We start from the raw sequence: 16,636 nt of genomic DNA, 5'->3' as shown, positions 1-16,636 counted from the left end.
CGCATATACTCCTGACGTTGAAAATACGAAAGGAGTGTGAGCGGCTATGAGCGACCCGTTGTTCGAGCACCGGTTCTGGCTGCAAATCATGGGCGATCATGCGAGGATCATCCGCACCGCATTATCGCCCGCGGAGACGCGGGATGCGGCGGTTGCCGCGGATTTCATCGTGCGGTTCGACGCGGAGCTGGAAGAAGCGAGGGCATCGGGGGCGGAAATGAATTTGCCGGAGCTGAACCGGCAGGCGAGCGCCGTTGTTGCGGAATTCAAAGCATTCAAGCTGAGCTTGCTGGAACGATTGCTGCTGGGCAAGGTCGAGCTTCTGCTGACCCCCACGTTCCTCAATCATATGGTCAATGAGCTGGAGGAATATGAGCGCATTCTTGACGCGCTGGCGAACGGCCGGCCGGTGCCGGTATTTCATCCGCTTCACTACGATTTTGTCTGGCTGCTGGACGCTGCCGGGCACGCGGCGGCCATCGCGTCCGATCTGGATGCGACGGAGAAGCGCCGGATCGGGCAAAGCAAGGCTTTCCAGGAAGCGTTCGAGGCGCTTCATATAAAGGCAATCGAGATGGCTGGCTATATGCGCGCGAGCTTGTCCGAGTTTCCCGCCTTCCGCAGGTTCCACCGGGACATCGACCTGGAGATGAAGCTGTTCCAGCGGTTTCTTGCGGAGCTGGAGGAAATGCAGCTCAGCGCGGAGCTGCTGGACCGGATCAGCCCGCTCATTCCGGACCATATGTTTCGCGAGGAATGCTACTACTTGACCAAGCTGGCGCAGACGGGCATGGTCAACCTGCCGGGCTGCGATCCGGCCAAGCCGCGAGTGGAGAGAGTACGGTAGGGTAGGGTAGGGTAGGGTAGAGTATGGGCGGCAGTGGGAGGAAGCCGTAAGCGGCAGTCCATCGCTAAAGTGCGTGGCGACACTTACAGCTTCCGCAGAGCCCCGTCCTCAGCCGCCAAGGTGCGCTGCGGCACTTACAACTACCCGCCGACACTGCCCCCACGCCGAATGTCACGATGATCGCCATAGCCTGCATTTTGCAGCTTAATTGGTCGTCGGACGTCACTTTGAGTGCAATAGCCTGCTTTCTGCAGGTTATTTGCGCGTCTAACGTCACTTTGATCGCTGCAGCCTGCATATTGCAGGTTATTTGCATAGCGAGCCCGGCACCCACCAAAAAGCCGCAAAGCCGAGGCCCGCACAATGGCGGCTCCCGGCTTTGCGGCTTTTCGCTTATTCCTGCCCGGACGTGCCGCCAGCGCCGCCGCCTCGCAGCGCGGTCATCTGCTGCCAGACGGAGCCGGCGGCTTCCTCGCCGCGCTCGATCCGCTCGAGGGCGATCTGCGCCTGCAGCCGCACCTCGAATTCGTCGTCGCCGGCGGCGGCGCGCAGCGCCTCAAGCGCCGATTCGTTCCCCGCTTCGTACAGAAAGCGGGCCGCGCGCCAGCGAACCAGCTTGTTCGGGTCGCGCAGCGCCTCGATCATCGGCCCGATCGCGGCGGGATCGCCGAGATCGGACAGCGTGTCGCCGGCCGTCCGGCGCACGGCGGCCGTGCGATCCTTCAGCGCCGCGAACAGATGCGGCAGTGCCTCGGCACTGCGCAGATCGCCCAGATAGACCACCGCCAGCCTCCGGACGGAGGCGTTGTCGTCGGCCAGCGCCCGGGCGATCAGCGGCAGCATCGGCAATTCGGGCTGCGTCCGTTCGAGCGCCGCGTAGCGGACGCGCCAGTCCGGCGCGTCCAACGCTTCGGCGAGCTCCTCCGCCGTAAGCGGCCGCGGCCGGGCCGTCGGCACGGCCGCGGCCCCCCCCCCGCCCCGGCCCCCGGGCCGCGCCCCCCGCCCCCCCGACGCGGGCCGCGCCCCCGGGGTCGCCCGCCGCGCCCCCCCCCCGGGCCCCCCCCCCCCCCCCCGCGGGGGGGGGGGGGGGGGCCCGCCCCCCCCCCCCCCCGGCCCCGCTCTCGCCGGGCCCCATTGCCTTCGCCGCCGTCACCAGTTCGGCGAGCCGCTCCGCGGTGTACGCCGCCGCCAGCTCCTGAGCCACCTCTGCGGCGATTTCATCCGGCTCGCCGTAGCGCACGCCGTATTCTTCGAGCTTCCGCTCCATAATCATCGTCCCGCCGGCGGCTGCCCGAACCGCCGCCCCGAACGGCTCGGGCAGCGCGGCGCGCGCCTCGGTATCGTCCATGCGAACCCGCACCTGCATCGGAATGCCGCGGTACATCTGGACGAGCACGTGCGCTTCGCCGAAGCCGGCGCCCTCTCCGCCGACACCGCCGACACCGCCGGGGCCGGTCCCATCCGCCTCCGAGGCGTCGAACAGCCGCCTCGCCTCGCCCAGAATTCGCTGCCAGTCGGCGCCGGGCTTCCGGTCCAAGGCGATGAAGTCGGCCGTGCGGAACAGACCCCGCACCCCTTCAATCCCGAGCAGGCCCCGCAGCGGCTCGGGCGCCTCATCCCGGCGTTCAAGCGTATACGAGACGCGGCGCCCGGAAGGCCACCGCTCATCCACATTCAATTTCATCGAATTCGGACTGGGCGTCGGTTCGATCGACAACAATTTCATAGCCGTTACCTCCCACACATCTATTCTCGACACTTACGTCTGAGTGCCGCAACATCTGTACTCCGTCCGCCCTCACGTCTGTGCTTCCCCCGCGTCTTTACGCCGCATGTTTGTACGCCGCCCACATCCGTGCTTTCACACTTACTTCGTTACTCCACAGCCTCAGTGTAGCCGAACTCCGGCTGATTTCCAAATGTTTCATTGCCCCATATAACGGTTAACATTTGCGATGAAGGAGTTCAATTGGTATCTTAGAGCGTATAGAGATCTCAGGAGGGACTACAGATGCCGAAAGACCGGTTTGCCAACCTGGACTTCGTCTATACGGAGAAGGCGCTGAACCATTTCAAGCGTTGGCGCCAGGAGCGAGCCCGCAAGCTCCGGGAAAAAGATTACTCCTACATCGTTCCCACCGTGTCGCCCGACCTCACCTACCTTCACCACAATCGCACCGAGCCGACGATCACATGGATCGGGCATTCGACCTTTCTGCTGCAGCACTCCGGACTGAACATCGTGACCGACCCGGTATGGACCACCCAGATCGGCGTCCATAAGCGGATGAGCACGCCGGGCGTTCCGCTCGACGACATGCCGCCGGTCGACGTCGTGCTCGTCTCGCATTCGCATTACGATCACTTGAGCATTACGTCGCTGCGCCGCCTGCACGGACCGAAGACGCTGCTGGTCCCGGCCGGGCTGAGGCAGAAGCTGCAGCTGAAAGGCTTCATGCGCGTCAAAGAGCTGCATTGGTGGGAGTCGTGCGTCGTGCGCGGCGTGAAGTTCACGTTCGTGCCCGCCCAGCATTGGAGCCGCCGCACGCCGTGGGACATGAACCGCTCGCATTGGGGCGGCTGGGTCATCGAATCGACCGCGGCGCACGAGGCTGCCTTGCATGAGGCCGAACATGCGGTGCAGCATGCGACCGGGTATGTGCCGGACACACAGACCGAATCGCACGACGGCCGGCCCGTCGTTTCCCAAACCCACTCGCCCACCGTCTATTTTGCCGGGGACAGCGGTTATTTTCGCGGCTTCTGCGAAATCGGCAAACGGTTCTCGATCGACGTCGCGATGATGCCGATCGGCGCGTACGAGCCGGAGCATTTCATGGGTCCGCAGCATGTGACGCCCGAGCAGGCGCTGCAGGCTTTTCTCGATACGGGGGCCGATTGGTTCGTGCCGATGCACTACGGCGCGTTCAAGCTGGCCGACGACACGCCGCGCGAGGCGCTCGACCGGCTGGAGTCGGGCAGGCGCAGTCTCGGCATCGATCCGAAGCGCCTCGTCATGCTGCCTCACGGCGAAACGTGGAAGCTAAGCGGCAAATAAGCCAATTCGGCGCAAAAGGAAGCCAAAAGGCGACCTGGCGCGTGACCGGCTACAGCGCTATACTGTATGGGTAACGATTTTTAGGGGAGGCCTACTATACCCATGTCATCATCGATCCGTTTGGGCATTGTCGGGGCGGGAGGCATCGGCAACGTCCATATGAACACGTTCGGACGCATTCCGGGCGTATACCTCGCAGGCGTAACGGACGCCTATCTGCCGCAAGCCGAGCAGCGTGCCAAGGAGCATACGATCTCGGTCGTCTATCAAAGCCCGCAGCATATGTTTGAAGATCCGGCCATCGATGCGGTCGTCATCGGTGTTCCGAACAAATATCATGCGCCGCTTGCCATCGAAGCGTTGAAGCACGGCAAGCACGTCCTGCTGGAGAAGCCGATGGCGAACGACGCCGAATCGGCGAGAACGATTTTGCAGGCGAAGGAAGAGTCCGGCAAGGTGCTGATGATGGCGCATCAGATGCGCTGGAGCGGCATCGCCCGCGCGCTCAAGCATCACATCGACAAGGGAGAGCTCGGCCGGATTTACAACGCGAAGACCGGCTGGTTCCGCAAGAAAGGCATTCCGGGCTGGGGCTCCTGGTTTACCCGCATGGAGGAGTCCGGCGGCGGGCCGCTGATCGATATCGGCGTGCATATGCTGGACCTGACGCTGTACTTGATGGGCAACCCGAAGCCGGTGTCGGTGTTCGGCACGACCTACGCCGAGTTCGGCCCGCAGCGCAAAGGGATCGGCACATGGGGAACGCCGAACTGGGACGGTTATTACGACGTCGAGGATTTGGCGACCGCGCTGATCAAGATGGACAACGGCGCGACGCTGTCGCTCGAGGTAAGCTGGGCGGCGCATTCCGCCGGACTTCCGGAGGAGCCGTTCGTCAACCTGATGGGCACTGAGGCGGGCATCTCGCTGGTCGGCGAGAAGGCGACGTTCGCCACGCACGCGTTCGACCAGGTCATCGAGAGCGAGATCAAGCCGCTTGAAGGCGAGGAGGACCGGACGATGCTGAGCAAGCATTTTATCGAATGCATCCGAGAGAACAAGGAGCCGATTGCTTCCGCGCTGTCCGGCTATACGAACAACCGCATTCTGAGCGCCATCTACCAATCGTCTCGAACCGGCCATGAAGTGAAGCTGGACTGGAACTGACTTGACCGCGGCCGGCGCTCTCAAGGCGGATACGCACCGACACGTCAAGCACACCGAATGCCCGCCGTCTCCGGCGGGCGTTTTCTGCTGCCTGCGGGCCTGCGGAAACTTTCGATGCGAGCGGACTTGACCGTCCGGTCATGCTGGGAACAAGCTTGAAGCTTCCCGTCACTTTTTGGCGTCGGTATATGCTATAATGGAACGATGAGTGGAAATACGAGAATAAGGACGGGATTACGCACATGATCAGCACCAGCGGCGTTACGCTGCGCTACGGCAAGCGTGCGCTTTTTGAAGATGTGAACATCAAGTTCACGCCGGGCAACTGTTACGGCCTGATCGGCGCCAACGGCGCCGGCAAGTCGACGTTTCTGAAAATTTTATCCGGTGAGATCGAGCCGACGAACGGCGAGGTCCACATTACACCGGGCGAGCGGATTGCGGTCCTGAAGCAGAACCATTTCGAGTACGACGAATTCAAGGTGCTCGATACGGTCATCATGGGCTACAAAAAGCTGTACGACGTCATGAAGGAGAAGGAAGCCATCTACATGAAAGCGGACTTCACCGATGAAGACGGCATGCGCGCGGGCGAGCTGGAAGCCGAATTCGCCGAGATGAACGGCTGGGAGGCCGAGTCGGAAGCGGCCGCGATGCTGAACGGTCTCGGCATTCCGACGGAGATGCACGACCGCCTGATGAACGAGCTCGACGGCAACGAGAAGGTACGGGTGCTGCTGGCGCAAGCGCTGTTCGGCAACCCGCAAATCCTGCTGCTCGACGAGCCGACCAACCATCTCGATATGCAATCGATCGAATGGCTGGAAAATTTTCTGGCCGGCTACGAAGGAACCGTCGTCGTCGTATCCCACGACCGCCACTTCCTGAATACGGTTTGTACGCATATCGCGGACATCGACTTCGGCAAAATCCAGATGTACGTCGGCAACTACGACTTCTGGTACGAGTCGAGCCAGCTGGCGCTGCAGCTGATGCGCGACCAGAACAAGAAGAAGGAAGACAAGATCAAGGAGCTGCAGGCGTTCATCCAGCGCTTCAGCGCGAACAAGTCGAAGGCGAAGCAGGCGACGTCCCGCAAAAAGCTGCTCGATAAGATTACGCTCGACGATATCCGGCCTTCCAACCGCAAATATCCGTTCATCAACTTCAAGCCGGAGCGCGAGGCGGGCAAGCAGCTGCTGCTGATCGAGGGGCTGACGAAATCGATCGACGGCGAGAAGCTGATCGACAGCCTGACGCTGACCGTCAACAAGGGCGACAAGATCGCGCTTGTCGGTCCGAATACGCTGCCCAAGACAGTGCTGTTTCAGCTGCTCATGGGCGAAATCGAGCCGGATGCCGGCACGTTCCAGTGGGGCGTGACGACGACGCAGGCTTATTTTCCGAAGGATAACTCCGCTTATTTCGACGGGGTCGAATTGAACCTGGTCGATTGGCTGCGCCAGTACTCGAAGGATCAGGACGAATCGTTCATCCGCGGCTTCCTGGGCCGGATGCTGTTCTCGGGCGACGAGGCGCTGAAGAAAGCGAGCGTGCTGTCCGGCGGCGAGAAGGTCCGCTGCATGCTGTCCAAAATGATGCTGTCCGGCTCGAACGTGCTGCTCATGGACGAACCGACCAACCACCTGGATCTGGAGTCGATCACGGCGCTCAACAACGGGCTGATCGACTTCGACGGCACGCTGATCTTCACGTCGCACGACCATCAGTTCGTGCAGACGATCGCCAACCGGATCGTGGAAATTACGCCGACCGGAACGGTGATCGACCGGATGATGACGTATGACGAATATCTGCAGAGCGGCGAAATCAAGGAGCTGCGCGAAAGGGCGTACTCGGCCTGAGTAAGCGGGCAAGCGCCGGCTATAACCGCAGTAACGAGGGGCCGCGCTGGCGGCCCCTTTTTGATGGGGAATGCCGTTGGTTTATGATCCTCACGTGCTCTTGGATTTCATCCAATAAAAACCAAGCCACTCTCTTCCAAGCTTGATTTCACTGGATCTCATCCAATAAAATCAAGCATCCGGAGGGCCGCAGCGAGAAAACGGGGGTTTCACTGGAGCCTTTCCAACATAAGATCTCCTTCTAAACATAAATAAGCCGTTTGATTGGATGAAATCCACCCGAGCCTGATGCTTCCCGGCTGCTCACGGCGGCGCAACCGCGGCATTAATGAAACGTACCTTAAGTGGGTAAATAGATACATATATCGGATCTGGAAAAGGAGAATGCACATGTCAATATTCGAGCGAATGAAGCAGGGCGCCACGGAGGCCGCCCGCAAGGTGGAGCAGACGGTTGAGATATCGAAGCTGAAGTCGCAGATTTCCACGCGCGAGAAGGAGATCGACCGGCTGTACGCGCGCACCGGCAAGACGGTATACGATGCCTATTCCAGGGGCGACCTGTCACGGTCGGAGACGGAAGTGATGGACTATTGCGAGCAGCTGTCCGACCTGCATGAGGACATCAAGCTGATCCAGGAGAAAATCACGAACATCAAGCTGGAGAAAAGCTGTTCCGCCTGCGGCAAAATCGTGCCGGTCAATGCCCGGTTCTGCCCGGATTGCGGCAAAAAGTTCCCGGAGGACGACGAGAAGCCGCAGGAGTCCACCGTCGGCGAAATTCGCGTGCTGTGCGCCGTCTGCGGGACCGAGAACGACATCGGCGCCCGCTATTGCGTCGAGTGCGGCAATGAGCTGGCGCCCGCAGCCGGCGACCGTTCCAAACCGAATGATCCTGCGGGCGATCCGATCGTTTAGAGGGCTTGCCGCCCGCTGGAATATCCCGGATATATTCGCCGATTAAGGGTAGCCTAATCCTTCGCGGGCGTTCGTCCGCCTGTGTTGAGAACGGACAAACAAGTTGCGTCGGCGCATAAAAAACCGCATCGCGCCAACACTGTTTCTCTAGACCCACACGAAACGGATCGGGTATGATACCGTTATTGGTTTGAACCGGGTAAGCGGAGGTGCGGCAGTTGGATCAGTATCGGGACATCAAGGAAGGGGAGAAGGGCGCCTGGATCAGCATCGCGGCCTATCTGATTTTGTCGGGCGCCAAGCTGGCCGCGGGATACTGGTTTCTGTCGGATGCGCTTGTGGCGGACGGGTTCAATAACCTGACCGATATCGTCGCTTCGACGGCAGTGCTGATCGGGTTGAAAATATCGCAGAAGCCGCCGGATCAGGATCATCCCTACGGCCATTTCCGGGCCGAGACGATCGCGGCGCTCGTCGCCTCGTTCATTATGGCGTCAGTCGGGCTGCAGGTGCTGATCGGCGCCGTGCGTTCGCTCTACGAAGGAGATAGGGCGGTGCCGGACCTGACGTCGGCATGGGTGGCGCTTGCCGCGTCCGTTTGCATGTACGGCGTGTATGAGTATAACCGTCGCCTGGCGAAGAGGATCAGCAATCAGGCGCTGATGGCGGCGGCCAAGGACAACCTCTCCGACGTGCTGGTCGGCGTCGGCGCGGCGGTCGGCATCATCGGCTCGCAGTTCGGCCTTCCGTGGCTCGATCCGGTGGCCGCTCTCGCGGTCGGTTTGCTCATTTGCAAGACGGCATGGGAAATTTTCTACAGCTCGACCCATGCCTTGACGGACGGCTTTGACGCAAATCAGTTGAGTACGCTGCGCGGCACGATCGAGCGTACCAAGGGCGTGCGGTCGATCAAGGACATCAAGGCCCGCATACACGGCAGCAATGTGCTGATCGACGTCATCGTGCTGGTCGATCCGGGCTTGTCCCTGATCGAAAGCCACCGGATCAGCGACGAGATCGAGCGGTGCATGGAAGGCAAGCATAATATTATGAACATTCATGTTCATGTCGAGCCGTATGAGATCGAGACCATGCTGCGCCGCGACCGGTAGCGGATGCGACCTTGCGTCAAGCAGCCAAACGAGCGAAACGTCCGGAGAGGGCCATCCTCTTCGGGCGTTTTTGCGCTGCGCAATCAGAGGGGCAGGCTCTTCATGAGGGAAGGTGGTAAATTGCACCACGTCCCGGGTTTTGGACGGACGTTTGGAGCTAACGGACTAGAGGATCCCGGCGTGGTTTGGATAGGCAAGCAGAGAGGGGGCGCCCTGTTTTTCCCATAGGGGCGCGTTTTTTCGGGACCGGTCCTGGTTCGGACTGCATCGTATTGGGTATAGCGGGTACTTTTTACAGATCGGATTCCCGGCGGATATGGCGCCTGCTTTTTTGGGACCGACGATGGATGCATGCGGGTGCCTGTCCGATTAGAATGGGGGGGAGTCAGCGGAAAGTCATTATTCGACAATGGAGGTTGCATCATGAAAAAGTGGGCTGCGTTAGTTGTCGCGTCAGCGATGCTGGTTACCGCCGCGCTCCCGGGTTCGGCAGGAGCGGTCAGCAATGCCAAGCAGGCCGAGATCGTCGCCGGAGTAAGCTTCCGGGAAGCGCCTAGCACATCCGGCGGTTTTATTCGTTATCTGAAGAAGGGCGAGACCGTAACCGTCATCAGCCAACCGAACGCCTATTGGTATCAGGTGCGTTCCGAGAAGGGCGACATGGGCTATGTTTCGGCCCGAAAGAAATACATAAACGTCTCCGCGGGCGGCTCCGCGGGGTCCGGGCCTGCTCCGGCCGTGTCCAAGCCGGTCGGCGGCGCCGCGCCGTCGCAGCAGGCCGAACGGGTGATCGCGGCCGGCATGAAGTATCTCGGCACGCCGTATGAATTCGGCTCCGACCGCAGCACGACGACCACGTTCGACTGCTCCGATTTCGTCCGTCAAGCCTTTATCGACGGCGTCGGCTTGAAACTGCCGGCCGACTCCCGCAGTCAAGGGCAGTATCTGAAGAACAAGGGCGGCGTCATCACGGATTGGACCAAGCTGAAGCCCGGCGACGTCATGTTTTTCATGAGCTACAGAGGCTCGAAGCCGTCCGCATACGCCGGCGTCGACAAATCGACCGCCCGCATTACGCATAACGGCATTTATCTCGGCAACGGCAAAGTGCTGCACACTTACTCGAAGGAGGCCGGGGGGGTCAGAATCGATGACCTTGCCAACCGGCACTGGGAATACCGCTTCCTTTTCGGAGGCAGCGTCTTGTAAAGATAATAGATAACGGCACAACCGCGACCGCCGGAGAGCTTGCTCTCCGGCGGTTTTCTTCGTAGGCCGGGATTCCCGCTCATAGCGGCCGGAGATATCGATGCGGGTCGGTATCGCTGCTCCCAAGGCAAGCGGCTATTAAACAAGAACAACATAGTCTTTCATAATATGTGATCCTCTTACAATGACTCCCCCATAATGATGTTATATAATATAACAAAACCACAGCTTTCCTTACGTTCATCTAACATGATAAAGGGGTGACGGCTATGTTCATTCAAGGGAATCCGTATCCGTATCCATACAACGGAGAGTTAAAGGCGGAAAACACCGCCTTGGTCATTATCGACATGCAGACCGATTTTTGCGGGATCGGCGGGTATGTCGACCGGATGGGCTACGACATCTCCCTGACTCGCCGCGCCATCGAGCCGATCAAGCGATTGCTCGAGGCGGCCAGGGCCGTCCCGGGATTCACGATCATCCATACCCGGGAGGGCCACCGGCCGGATTTAACGGATCTTCCGGCCAATAAAAAGTGGCGCAGCAAGCAAATCGGGGCTGAAATCGGCTCCGTGGGGCCGGCCGGAAAAATTTTGGTCCGGGGTGAGCCGGGTTGGCAAATTATCGGGGAATTGTCCCCTATGCCGGGTGAGGTCATCATCGACAAGCCGGGCAAAGGAAGTTTTTATGCGACCGATCTGGACATGATTCTTCGGACCAAAGGAATTCAAAATTTGATCTTGACCGGGATTACGACGGATGTTTGCGTGCATACGACGATGCGGGAAGCCAACGACCGCGGCTATGAGTGCCTGATTCTGGAGGACTGCACGGGGGCTACGGACTTCGACAATCATCTTGCGGCGTTGAAGATGGTGACGATGCAGGGAGGGGTTTTCGGCAGCGTGTCCAGCTCCGGGCATGTACTTCCTGTCTTGCGGTCGCTTGCGGAAAGGCGGAATTGACAACATGGCAGACAAACATTTTCCACGCGCTTTGTCCATCCGATGGCTGCGGGATGCGTATTTGAAACATGAAGTTTCACCGGAAGACACGGTGCGCGAAATCGTCAACCGGGCGGAAGCGGACGCGGGCATGAACATCTGGATTACGCCGCCCCGGATGGAACGGATCCGGCCCTATTTGGACCGGCTGGCTTCGCTTGATCCGGCGGGTGCGCCGCTGTGGGGCATTCCTTTCGCGATGAAGGATAATATCGATTGGGCCGGCGTTCCGACGACCGCGGGATGTCCGGATTTCCAATACGTTCCGACGGAACACGCCGCGGTAGTCGCGCGCCTGATAGCCGCAGGGGCGATTCCGGTCGGCAAGACCAACATGGACCAATTCGCGACCGGATTGGTGGGGACGAGGAGTCCATATGGCGAGACGCATAATGCGCTTCGGGGCGACTTGATCAGCGGGGGATCCAGCTCCGGTTCCGCGGTGGCGGTGGCGCGCGGCCATGCGGCCTTCGCCCTCGGCACCGATACGGCGGGTTCCGGCCGTGTGCCCGCCGCCCTGAACGGGCTTGTCGGATTCAAACCGAGCCTTGGCGCCTGGCCGACCAAAGGGGTGGTTCACGCCTGTGCCAGCCTGGATTGCGTAACCGTCTTTACCCATGACCTGGCGGATGCGCTTGAGGTGGATCGCGCGGCGCGGGGCATCGACGATTTCGATCCCTGGTCGAAAAGCTTCCTTCCGCCAACCGCAGCCATTCCCGCGAAGCTGTGTTTGCCTAAAGAGCAGCTGCACTTTTTCGGGCCTTACGCGAAGGAATACGGCCGGGCGTGGCAGACGGCGGTCGAACGGCTCAACAGACTGGACATCGAAATCGAGTACGTCGATATCCGCTTATTTTCCCAAGCCGCCTCTTTGCTCTATGGAGGTCCGTTTGTTGAAGAAAGATGGGCGGGCTTGGGCGGTTTTATCGATGCGCACCCTGGCAGCGCTCTGCCCGTGACGGAACAAATACTGCGTTCGGGTGCGGCCGAGCAATACGACGCCGCTTCGTTGTTCAAGGCGATGCATACGCTGCAAATGCTTAAGCTCGAATCGGGCAAGCTTCTGAAAGATGCGGTGCTTGTGCTGCCGACGGCCGGGGGGACGTGGAGCCGGGATCAAGTGCGTGCGAATCCCGTTCAGACCAATAACGAAATGGGACGGTACACGAACCACTGCAATTTGCTGGATTTGTGCGCGGTGGCCGTGCCGTCCGACGCGGCGGCAATCGGCCTCCCGTTCGGCATTACGCTGTTTGCCCTGGCGGAGAACGAAGGCTTGCTGTGCGGCGCGGCGAAAGCGTTCCTGGGCGACCCGGGCGTGCATGCAACCGCGGTTTCCCGGCCAAATACGTTGGTGGCGGTTTGCGGATTGCATATGCGGGGGTATCCGTTGGAAAAGCAAATGCGGGCGTGCGGGGCGCGCTTTGTGCGGGAAGACCGGACAGCGGCGAAATACCGAATGGTCAGGCTGCCGACAACGCCATCCAAACCGGGATTGGTCAAACGACCGCAGGGGGGTTCCGCGATCGGTCTCGAAGTCTGGGAAATGCCCATGGAGGCATTCGGCCTGTTCGTCGCCTCCATTCCCGCCCCGCTGTGCATCGGCAAAGTCGAGCTGCGGGACGGAACGGAAATCCCGGGCTTCGTGTGCGAGGATTATGCGGCTGCGGAGGCGGAGGATATCACGGCTTTCGGCGGCTGGCGAACGGCAAAGTAGACGGCATGCATCAGGGGCTACCTGCAGGGTAGCCTTTTGCGTTGAACGGCAAGGGGTGCCGCGCCGATCACCATGTTAGATTTATGGAGATTTTATCTCCTGATCACAATAAATTTATTTCATTTATATGAATAACGAATAAAGATTATCGCAAAAAAGTGTATTATAATTGGATATGTAAACATTTATGATCTGTAGTGTTATTTTAATTGACATTAAAGGGGGCGGATCGATCATGCCGATGAGTATCGATAAGGTTTCCTGTCTTCTGCAGGCGAAAGGGCTGACGAAGCGTTTCGGTTCATTGACCGCAAATCAAGGGATCGATCTCGAAGTCAGGCCCGGGACGATCCATGCCATTCTCGGAGAGAACGGAGCGGGCAAGAGTACACTCATGAAAATGCTGTACGGCGTGTACGAACCGGACGAGGGGGCGGTTTATATGGAGGGCGAACCGGTAACCCTTCATCCTCCGACCAAGGCGCGAGCAAGAGGGATCGGCATGGTGTTTCAGGATTTCCGGCTCATTCCCGCCATGACCGTACTCGATAATATCGCGCTGGCCGTAGAGAGGGGGTGGCGGCTGCGGAGAAAAAGCCTCCGTCAACGCATAGTGGAGATTTCCGCCAAGTACGGCTTGTCGGTGGATCCCGATGCATACGTCTGGCAGCTCGATCTTGGACAGCGGCAGCGTTTGGAAATTGTGAAAGTGCTGCTCGTTCCGGAAACGCGGATCATTATTTTCGACGAGCCTACCAGCGTGCTTGTTCCCCAGGAAGTCGAGGCTTTCCTCCATATGCTGGTTCTGCTTCGCGAGGACCGATACGGCATTCTTCTCATTACCCATAAAATCAACGAAGTGCTTGCCTGTGCGGATCAAGTAACCGTCCTGCGGGCCGGACAAATCACCTACACGGCGAACCGCGAGGAGGGCTTGGAAGGGAATGCGCTGATTTCCGCCATGATAGGGGAGAAGTCCTTGACACCCGTCGTAAAGCCCGTCTCCGATTCGGAAAGGGAGCCGTCCGCGGTTTTGCAAATCGAACGGGGGACAATCGATGGGGATCATGGGGAAACGGTGCTCGCCGATGTGCGGCTGACGCTTCGGAAAGGCGAGATCGTCGGCGTTGCGGGGATATCCGGGAGCGGGCAGCGCGAGCTGGCCGAGGTGCTCTTCGGGCTGCGCGCGCTGTCGTCCGGGTCGCTGGCGATTGGCGGAAAAGAAATCAAGGGAGGCACCAAAGCGTTCATGGATGCCGGCGTCAGCTTCGTTTCCGAGGATCCCGTCAAGGAGTCCGTCATCCCCGGGTTTACCATCCTCGAGCATATGCTGTTGGACGGAATCCCTCTTCGGCCCAAAGGCGCGGGAATCGACTGGCGGCACATGAGAACCGAATTGGAGCAAAGCGCGGAGGCGAAGTCGCTCGCACTGGCGGGGGCGGACCGGAGAGCCGATCAATTGTCCGGAGGAAATATCCAGCGCATGGTGCTGTCCCGGGCGTTGATCCGAAAGCCGGAAATCCTCATCGTCAGCTATCCGAGCCGCGGGCTCGATATCGGAACCGCCCGCACGATCCAGCAGCACTTGATCGAGTTGGCTGAACAAGGCACGGCTGTCCTTTTGTTCTCGGAAGATCTGGATGAGCTGTTCAAGCTGTCCGACCGTCTGGTCGTTCTGTCCGGCAAGCGGTTGTTGGGACCGTACCGTCCTGCGGAAACCGATGTTGCGCAGATCGGCCGCCGCATGCTGAAAGGAGAATCCGCATGAAGCAGCCAGCGAGTGTTGCCGCGCTGCCGGCGGGGACGGTATCCTTTCGGGGCAGATTGAAGCCGTTCGGCATCCGGATGGGAATCCTGATGGCCCCCTTCGTGATTTACGGGGTGTTCCTGTTTTTCTACGGCGTGAATCCGTGGGAATTGTATGTGTCGATGGTGAAGTCGACCTTCGGCGATTTGTACGGCTTCGGGGAAGTTCTGCTCAAAGCCACGCCGATCGTTCTTACCGGTCTGGCCGCCGTGCTTCCCGCCAAAGCGGGTCTGGTCAATGTCGGGGGAGAGGGGCAGCTGGCCCTCGGAGCTTTGTTTTCCACATGGTTTGCCGTATTTTATCTGAACGGCCTGCCCGCTTGGCTCGGCATTCCGCTGATGCTGCTTGCCGGTGCGTTGGGCGGAGCCGTCTGGGCCGCATTAACCGCCTTCTTGAAGGTGAAAGGCCGCCTCAACGAGACGATCACGAGCGTGCTTCTCAATTATGTCGCCACTTTCATGATCGGATACTTCGTTCATGGAATCCTGAAGGATCCCGAATCGTTCAACTGGCCGTTCTCTCCTGAAATTGCCTGGACATTGAGACTGCCGATCCTTAACGGTACCCGGCTTCATATCGGTTTTGCCGTTGCGATTGCGATGACGGTTCTCGTGTGGTTTGCGTTGGCGAAAACGAGAGTCGGATTCCGCCTCCGCGTGCTCGGAAGCAACCGTTTGGCGGCGGAGCGGGCGGGCTTTGCCGTCAACAACATGTATTTCTGGGTTCTGATTGCCGGAGGGGCGCTTGCGGGTATTGCGGGGATGATCGAGATTGCCGGGATCGAGGGGCGGCTCCGTCCGACAACAGGCGCCAATTATGGTTACCTTGGCTTCCTGGCGGCGATGATGGCCTGGAATCATCCCCTTCGGCTCATCGTGACGGCATTTATTCTCGGCATGATCGGCGTAGCGGGCAATACGCTTGAAATCGACTCGGGCCTGCCTTCATCCTCGGTCCATATTCTGATGGCGCTTGTCCTGTTCTTCATCCTGGGCGGCGTAAGGAGGGGGAAACGATGATTGCGGATATATTGACGGGAGCTATCCGCTCGGGTACCTCCGTCATGCTGGCCAGCCAAGGGGAGCTGCTGTCGGAGAGGGCCGGCGTAATCAATCTCGGCACGGAAGGCTCCATGCTCGGCGGCGCGCTTGGCGGCTTCGCGGTGACGGCATGGACCGGCAATCCGTGGCTGGGCGTGCTCGCAGGCGGCTTGTGCGGATTGCTTATCGCGGCGATTCACGCTTTTCTCGTACTGACCTGCCGTGCGAATCAGTTGGCCACCGGGTTGACGATCATGTTTTTCGGAATGGGGATCACGTCCTTCTTCGGCCGCGGTTTCGTCAGCGAACAAATTGTCGGGTTCAACCCCGTGCCGATTCCCTTGTTGTCCGACATTCCGTTCGTCGGCGGCATTCTCTTCAATCATGATCCGCTGACGTACTTGTCGATTCTGGTTGTCCCTTGTTTGTGGTTCTTGCTGTTCCGCACCCGGATCGGCATCATGCTTCGGGCGGCCGGCGAGCGGGAAGAAGTGCTGTTCGCAAGCGGCATCAATCCGCAGCTGGTCCGATATTTGGCGGTGCTGGCGGGAGGATTTCTGGCGGGGGTAGGCGGGGCGCAGCTGTCTGTGGCCTACACGCACAGCTGGGTGGAGAATATGACGCAAGGCCGCGGCGTGGTCGCGGTGGCGCTTGTAATCTTCGCCTCATGGAAGCCGGCGAGGGCCATGATCGGGGCCTACCTGTTCGGCGCGGCCCAGGCGCTTCAGCTGACTGTTCAGCAGCAGGGGCTGCCGATCTCGCCGTTCTTCCTGTTCATGGTTCCGTACCTTCTGACGCTGGCGGCGCTGTTGGTTGTCGAGCTCAGAAAGCAAAGTCTGATCCCTGAAGCGCTAGGTAAAGCGTTCAGGGGAGACGGCGCCGGGTGAGA

At 59.9% G+C, this 16,636-nt stretch carries 12 protein-coding genes and 1 pseudogene; 12 read left to right on the top strand and 1 reads right to left on the bottom strand.

Features of this window, described 5'->3' with window-relative positions; all coding sequences use genetic code 11:
* Nucleotides 1-46 precede the first annotated feature (46 nt).
* A complete protein-coding gene (locus RWM61_RS06520) occupies nucleotides 47-847 on the top strand; it encodes a DUF2935 domain-containing protein (protein WP_313998700.1) in 801 nt (266 codons plus the stop codon).
* Nucleotides 848-1,240: 393 nt separating this feature from the next.
* Here the strand turns inward: RWM61_RS06520 and RWM61_RS20230 are convergent.
* Nucleotides 1,241-2,573, bottom strand: a pseudogene (locus RWM61_RS20230) (conserved virulence factor C family protein).
* A 285-nt stretch (nucleotides 2,574-2,858) separates the two neighbouring features.
* On the opposite strand from RWM61_RS20230, the gene RWM61_RS06505 reads away from it, so the two are divergent.
* The 11 genes from RWM61_RS06505 (at nucleotide 2,859) to RWM61_RS06455 (ending at nucleotide 16,634) form a co-directional block, all read left to right on the top strand.
* Nucleotides 2,859-3,905, top strand: coding sequence for an MBL fold metallo-hydrolase (locus tag RWM61_RS06505; RefSeq protein WP_313998698.1), 1,047 nt, complete (start codon nucleotides 2,859-2,861; stop codon nucleotides 3,903-3,905).
* A 102-nt stretch (nucleotides 3,906-4,007) separates the two neighbouring features.
* Nucleotides 4,008-5,072, top strand: a complete 1,065-nt coding sequence (locus RWM61_RS06500; RefSeq protein WP_313998696.1) for a Gfo/Idh/MocA family oxidoreductase — start codon at nucleotides 4,008-4,010, stop codon at nucleotides 5,070-5,072.
* A gap of 242 nt (nucleotides 5,073-5,314) precedes the next feature.
* A complete protein-coding gene (locus tag RWM61_RS06495; RefSeq protein ID WP_313998694.1) occupies nucleotides 5,315-6,937 on the top strand; it encodes an ATP-binding cassette domain-containing protein in 1,623 nt (540 codons plus the stop codon).
* Between the two features lie 390 nt (nucleotides 6,938-7,327).
* Nucleotides 7,328-7,855: a zinc ribbon domain-containing protein gene (locus RWM61_RS06490; RefSeq protein ID WP_313998692.1), complete on the top strand. Its 528-nt coding sequence runs from the start codon at nucleotides 7,328-7,330 to the stop codon at nucleotides 7,853-7,855.
* A 218-nt stretch (nucleotides 7,856-8,073) separates the two neighbouring features.
* Entirely contained in the window at nucleotides 8,074-8,967 is an 894-nt protein-coding gene (locus RWM61_RS06485; RefSeq protein ID WP_313998690.1) for a cation diffusion facilitator family transporter, read from the top strand.
* Nucleotides 8,968-9,390: 423 nt separating this feature from the next.
* Nucleotides 9,391-10,176 carry a C40 family peptidase gene (locus RWM61_RS06480; RefSeq protein WP_313998688.1) on the top strand — a complete coding sequence of 262 codons (786 nt, stop codon included), beginning with the start codon at nucleotides 9,391-9,393 and terminating at the stop codon, nucleotides 10,174-10,176.
* 269 nt (nucleotides 10,177-10,445) lie between these two features.
* Nucleotides 10,446-11,144 (top strand): isochorismatase family cysteine hydrolase, encoded by a 699-nt coding sequence (locus RWM61_RS06475; RefSeq protein ID WP_313998686.1) that lies wholly within the window; start codon nucleotides 10,446-10,448, stop codon nucleotides 11,142-11,144.
* Nucleotides 11,145-11,148: 4 nt separating this feature from the next.
* Nucleotides 11,149-12,900, top strand: a complete 1,752-nt coding sequence (gene atzF / locus RWM61_RS06470; protein WP_313998684.1) for an allophanate hydrolase — start codon at nucleotides 11,149-11,151, stop codon at nucleotides 12,898-12,900.
* A 235-nt stretch (nucleotides 12,901-13,135) separates the two neighbouring features.
* Nucleotides 13,136-14,668 (top strand): ATP-binding cassette domain-containing protein, encoded by a 1,533-nt coding sequence (locus RWM61_RS06465; RefSeq protein WP_313998682.1) that lies wholly within the window; start codon nucleotides 13,136-13,138, stop codon nucleotides 14,666-14,668.
* Nucleotides 14,665-15,726: an ABC transporter permease gene (locus RWM61_RS06460; RefSeq protein ID WP_313998680.1), complete on the top strand. Its 1,062-nt coding sequence runs from the start codon at nucleotides 14,665-14,667 to the stop codon at nucleotides 15,724-15,726. Before RWM61_RS06465 ends, RWM61_RS06460 begins: the two co-directional genes overlap by 4 nt.
* A complete protein-coding gene (locus RWM61_RS06455; RefSeq protein ID WP_313998678.1) occupies nucleotides 15,723-16,634 on the top strand; it encodes an ABC transporter permease in 912 nt (303 codons plus the stop codon). The genes RWM61_RS06460 and RWM61_RS06455 overlap by 4 nt, the downstream gene beginning before the upstream one ends.
* Nucleotides 16,635-16,636 lie beyond the last annotated feature (2 nt).

This window comes from uncultured Paenibacillus sp. (assembly GCF_963515335.1).
Taxonomy (GTDB): domain Bacteria; phylum Bacillota; class Bacilli; order Paenibacillales; family Paenibacillaceae; genus Paenibacillus_I.
This window is presented reverse-complemented; position numbering and strand designations above follow the sequence as displayed.

Excerpts from the sequence above, each read along its gene's own strand:
- RWM61_RS06520 (WP_313998700.1), top strand. The coding sequence starts at position 47 with ATGAGCGACCCGTTGTTCGAGCACCGGTTCTGGCTGCAAATCATGGGC.
- RWM61_RS06505 (WP_313998698.1), top strand. The coding sequence starts at position 2,859 with ATGCCGAAAGACCGGTTTGCCAACCTGGACTTCGTCTATACGGAGAAG.
- RWM61_RS06500 (WP_313998696.1), top strand. The coding sequence starts at position 4,008 with ATGTCATCATCGATCCGTTTGGGCATTGTCGGGGCGGGAGGCATCGGC.
- RWM61_RS06495 (WP_313998694.1), top strand. The coding sequence starts at position 5,315 with ATGATCAGCACCAGCGGCGTTACGCTGCGCTACGGCAAGCGTGCGCTT.
- RWM61_RS06490 (WP_313998692.1), top strand. The coding sequence starts at position 7,328 with ATGTCAATATTCGAGCGAATGAAGCAGGGCGCCACGGAGGCCGCCCGC.
- RWM61_RS06480 (WP_313998688.1), top strand. The coding sequence starts at position 9,391 with ATGAAAAAGTGGGCTGCGTTAGTTGTCGCGTCAGCGATGCTGGTTACC.
- RWM61_RS06475 (WP_313998686.1), top strand. The coding sequence starts at position 10,446 with ATGTTCATTCAAGGGAATCCGTATCCGTATCCATACAACGGAGAGTTA.
- atzF (WP_313998684.1), top strand. The coding sequence starts at position 11,149 with ATGGCAGACAAACATTTTCCACGCGCTTTGTCCATCCGATGGCTGCGG.
- RWM61_RS06465 (WP_313998682.1), top strand. The coding sequence starts at position 13,136 with ATGCCGATGAGTATCGATAAGGTTTCCTGTCTTCTGCAGGCGAAAGGG.
- RWM61_RS06460 (WP_313998680.1), top strand. The coding sequence starts at position 14,665 with ATGAAGCAGCCAGCGAGTGTTGCCGCGCTGCCGGCGGGGACGGTATCC.
- RWM61_RS06455 (WP_313998678.1), top strand. The coding sequence starts at position 15,723 with ATGATTGCGGATATATTGACGGGAGCTATCCGCTCGGGTACCTCCGTC.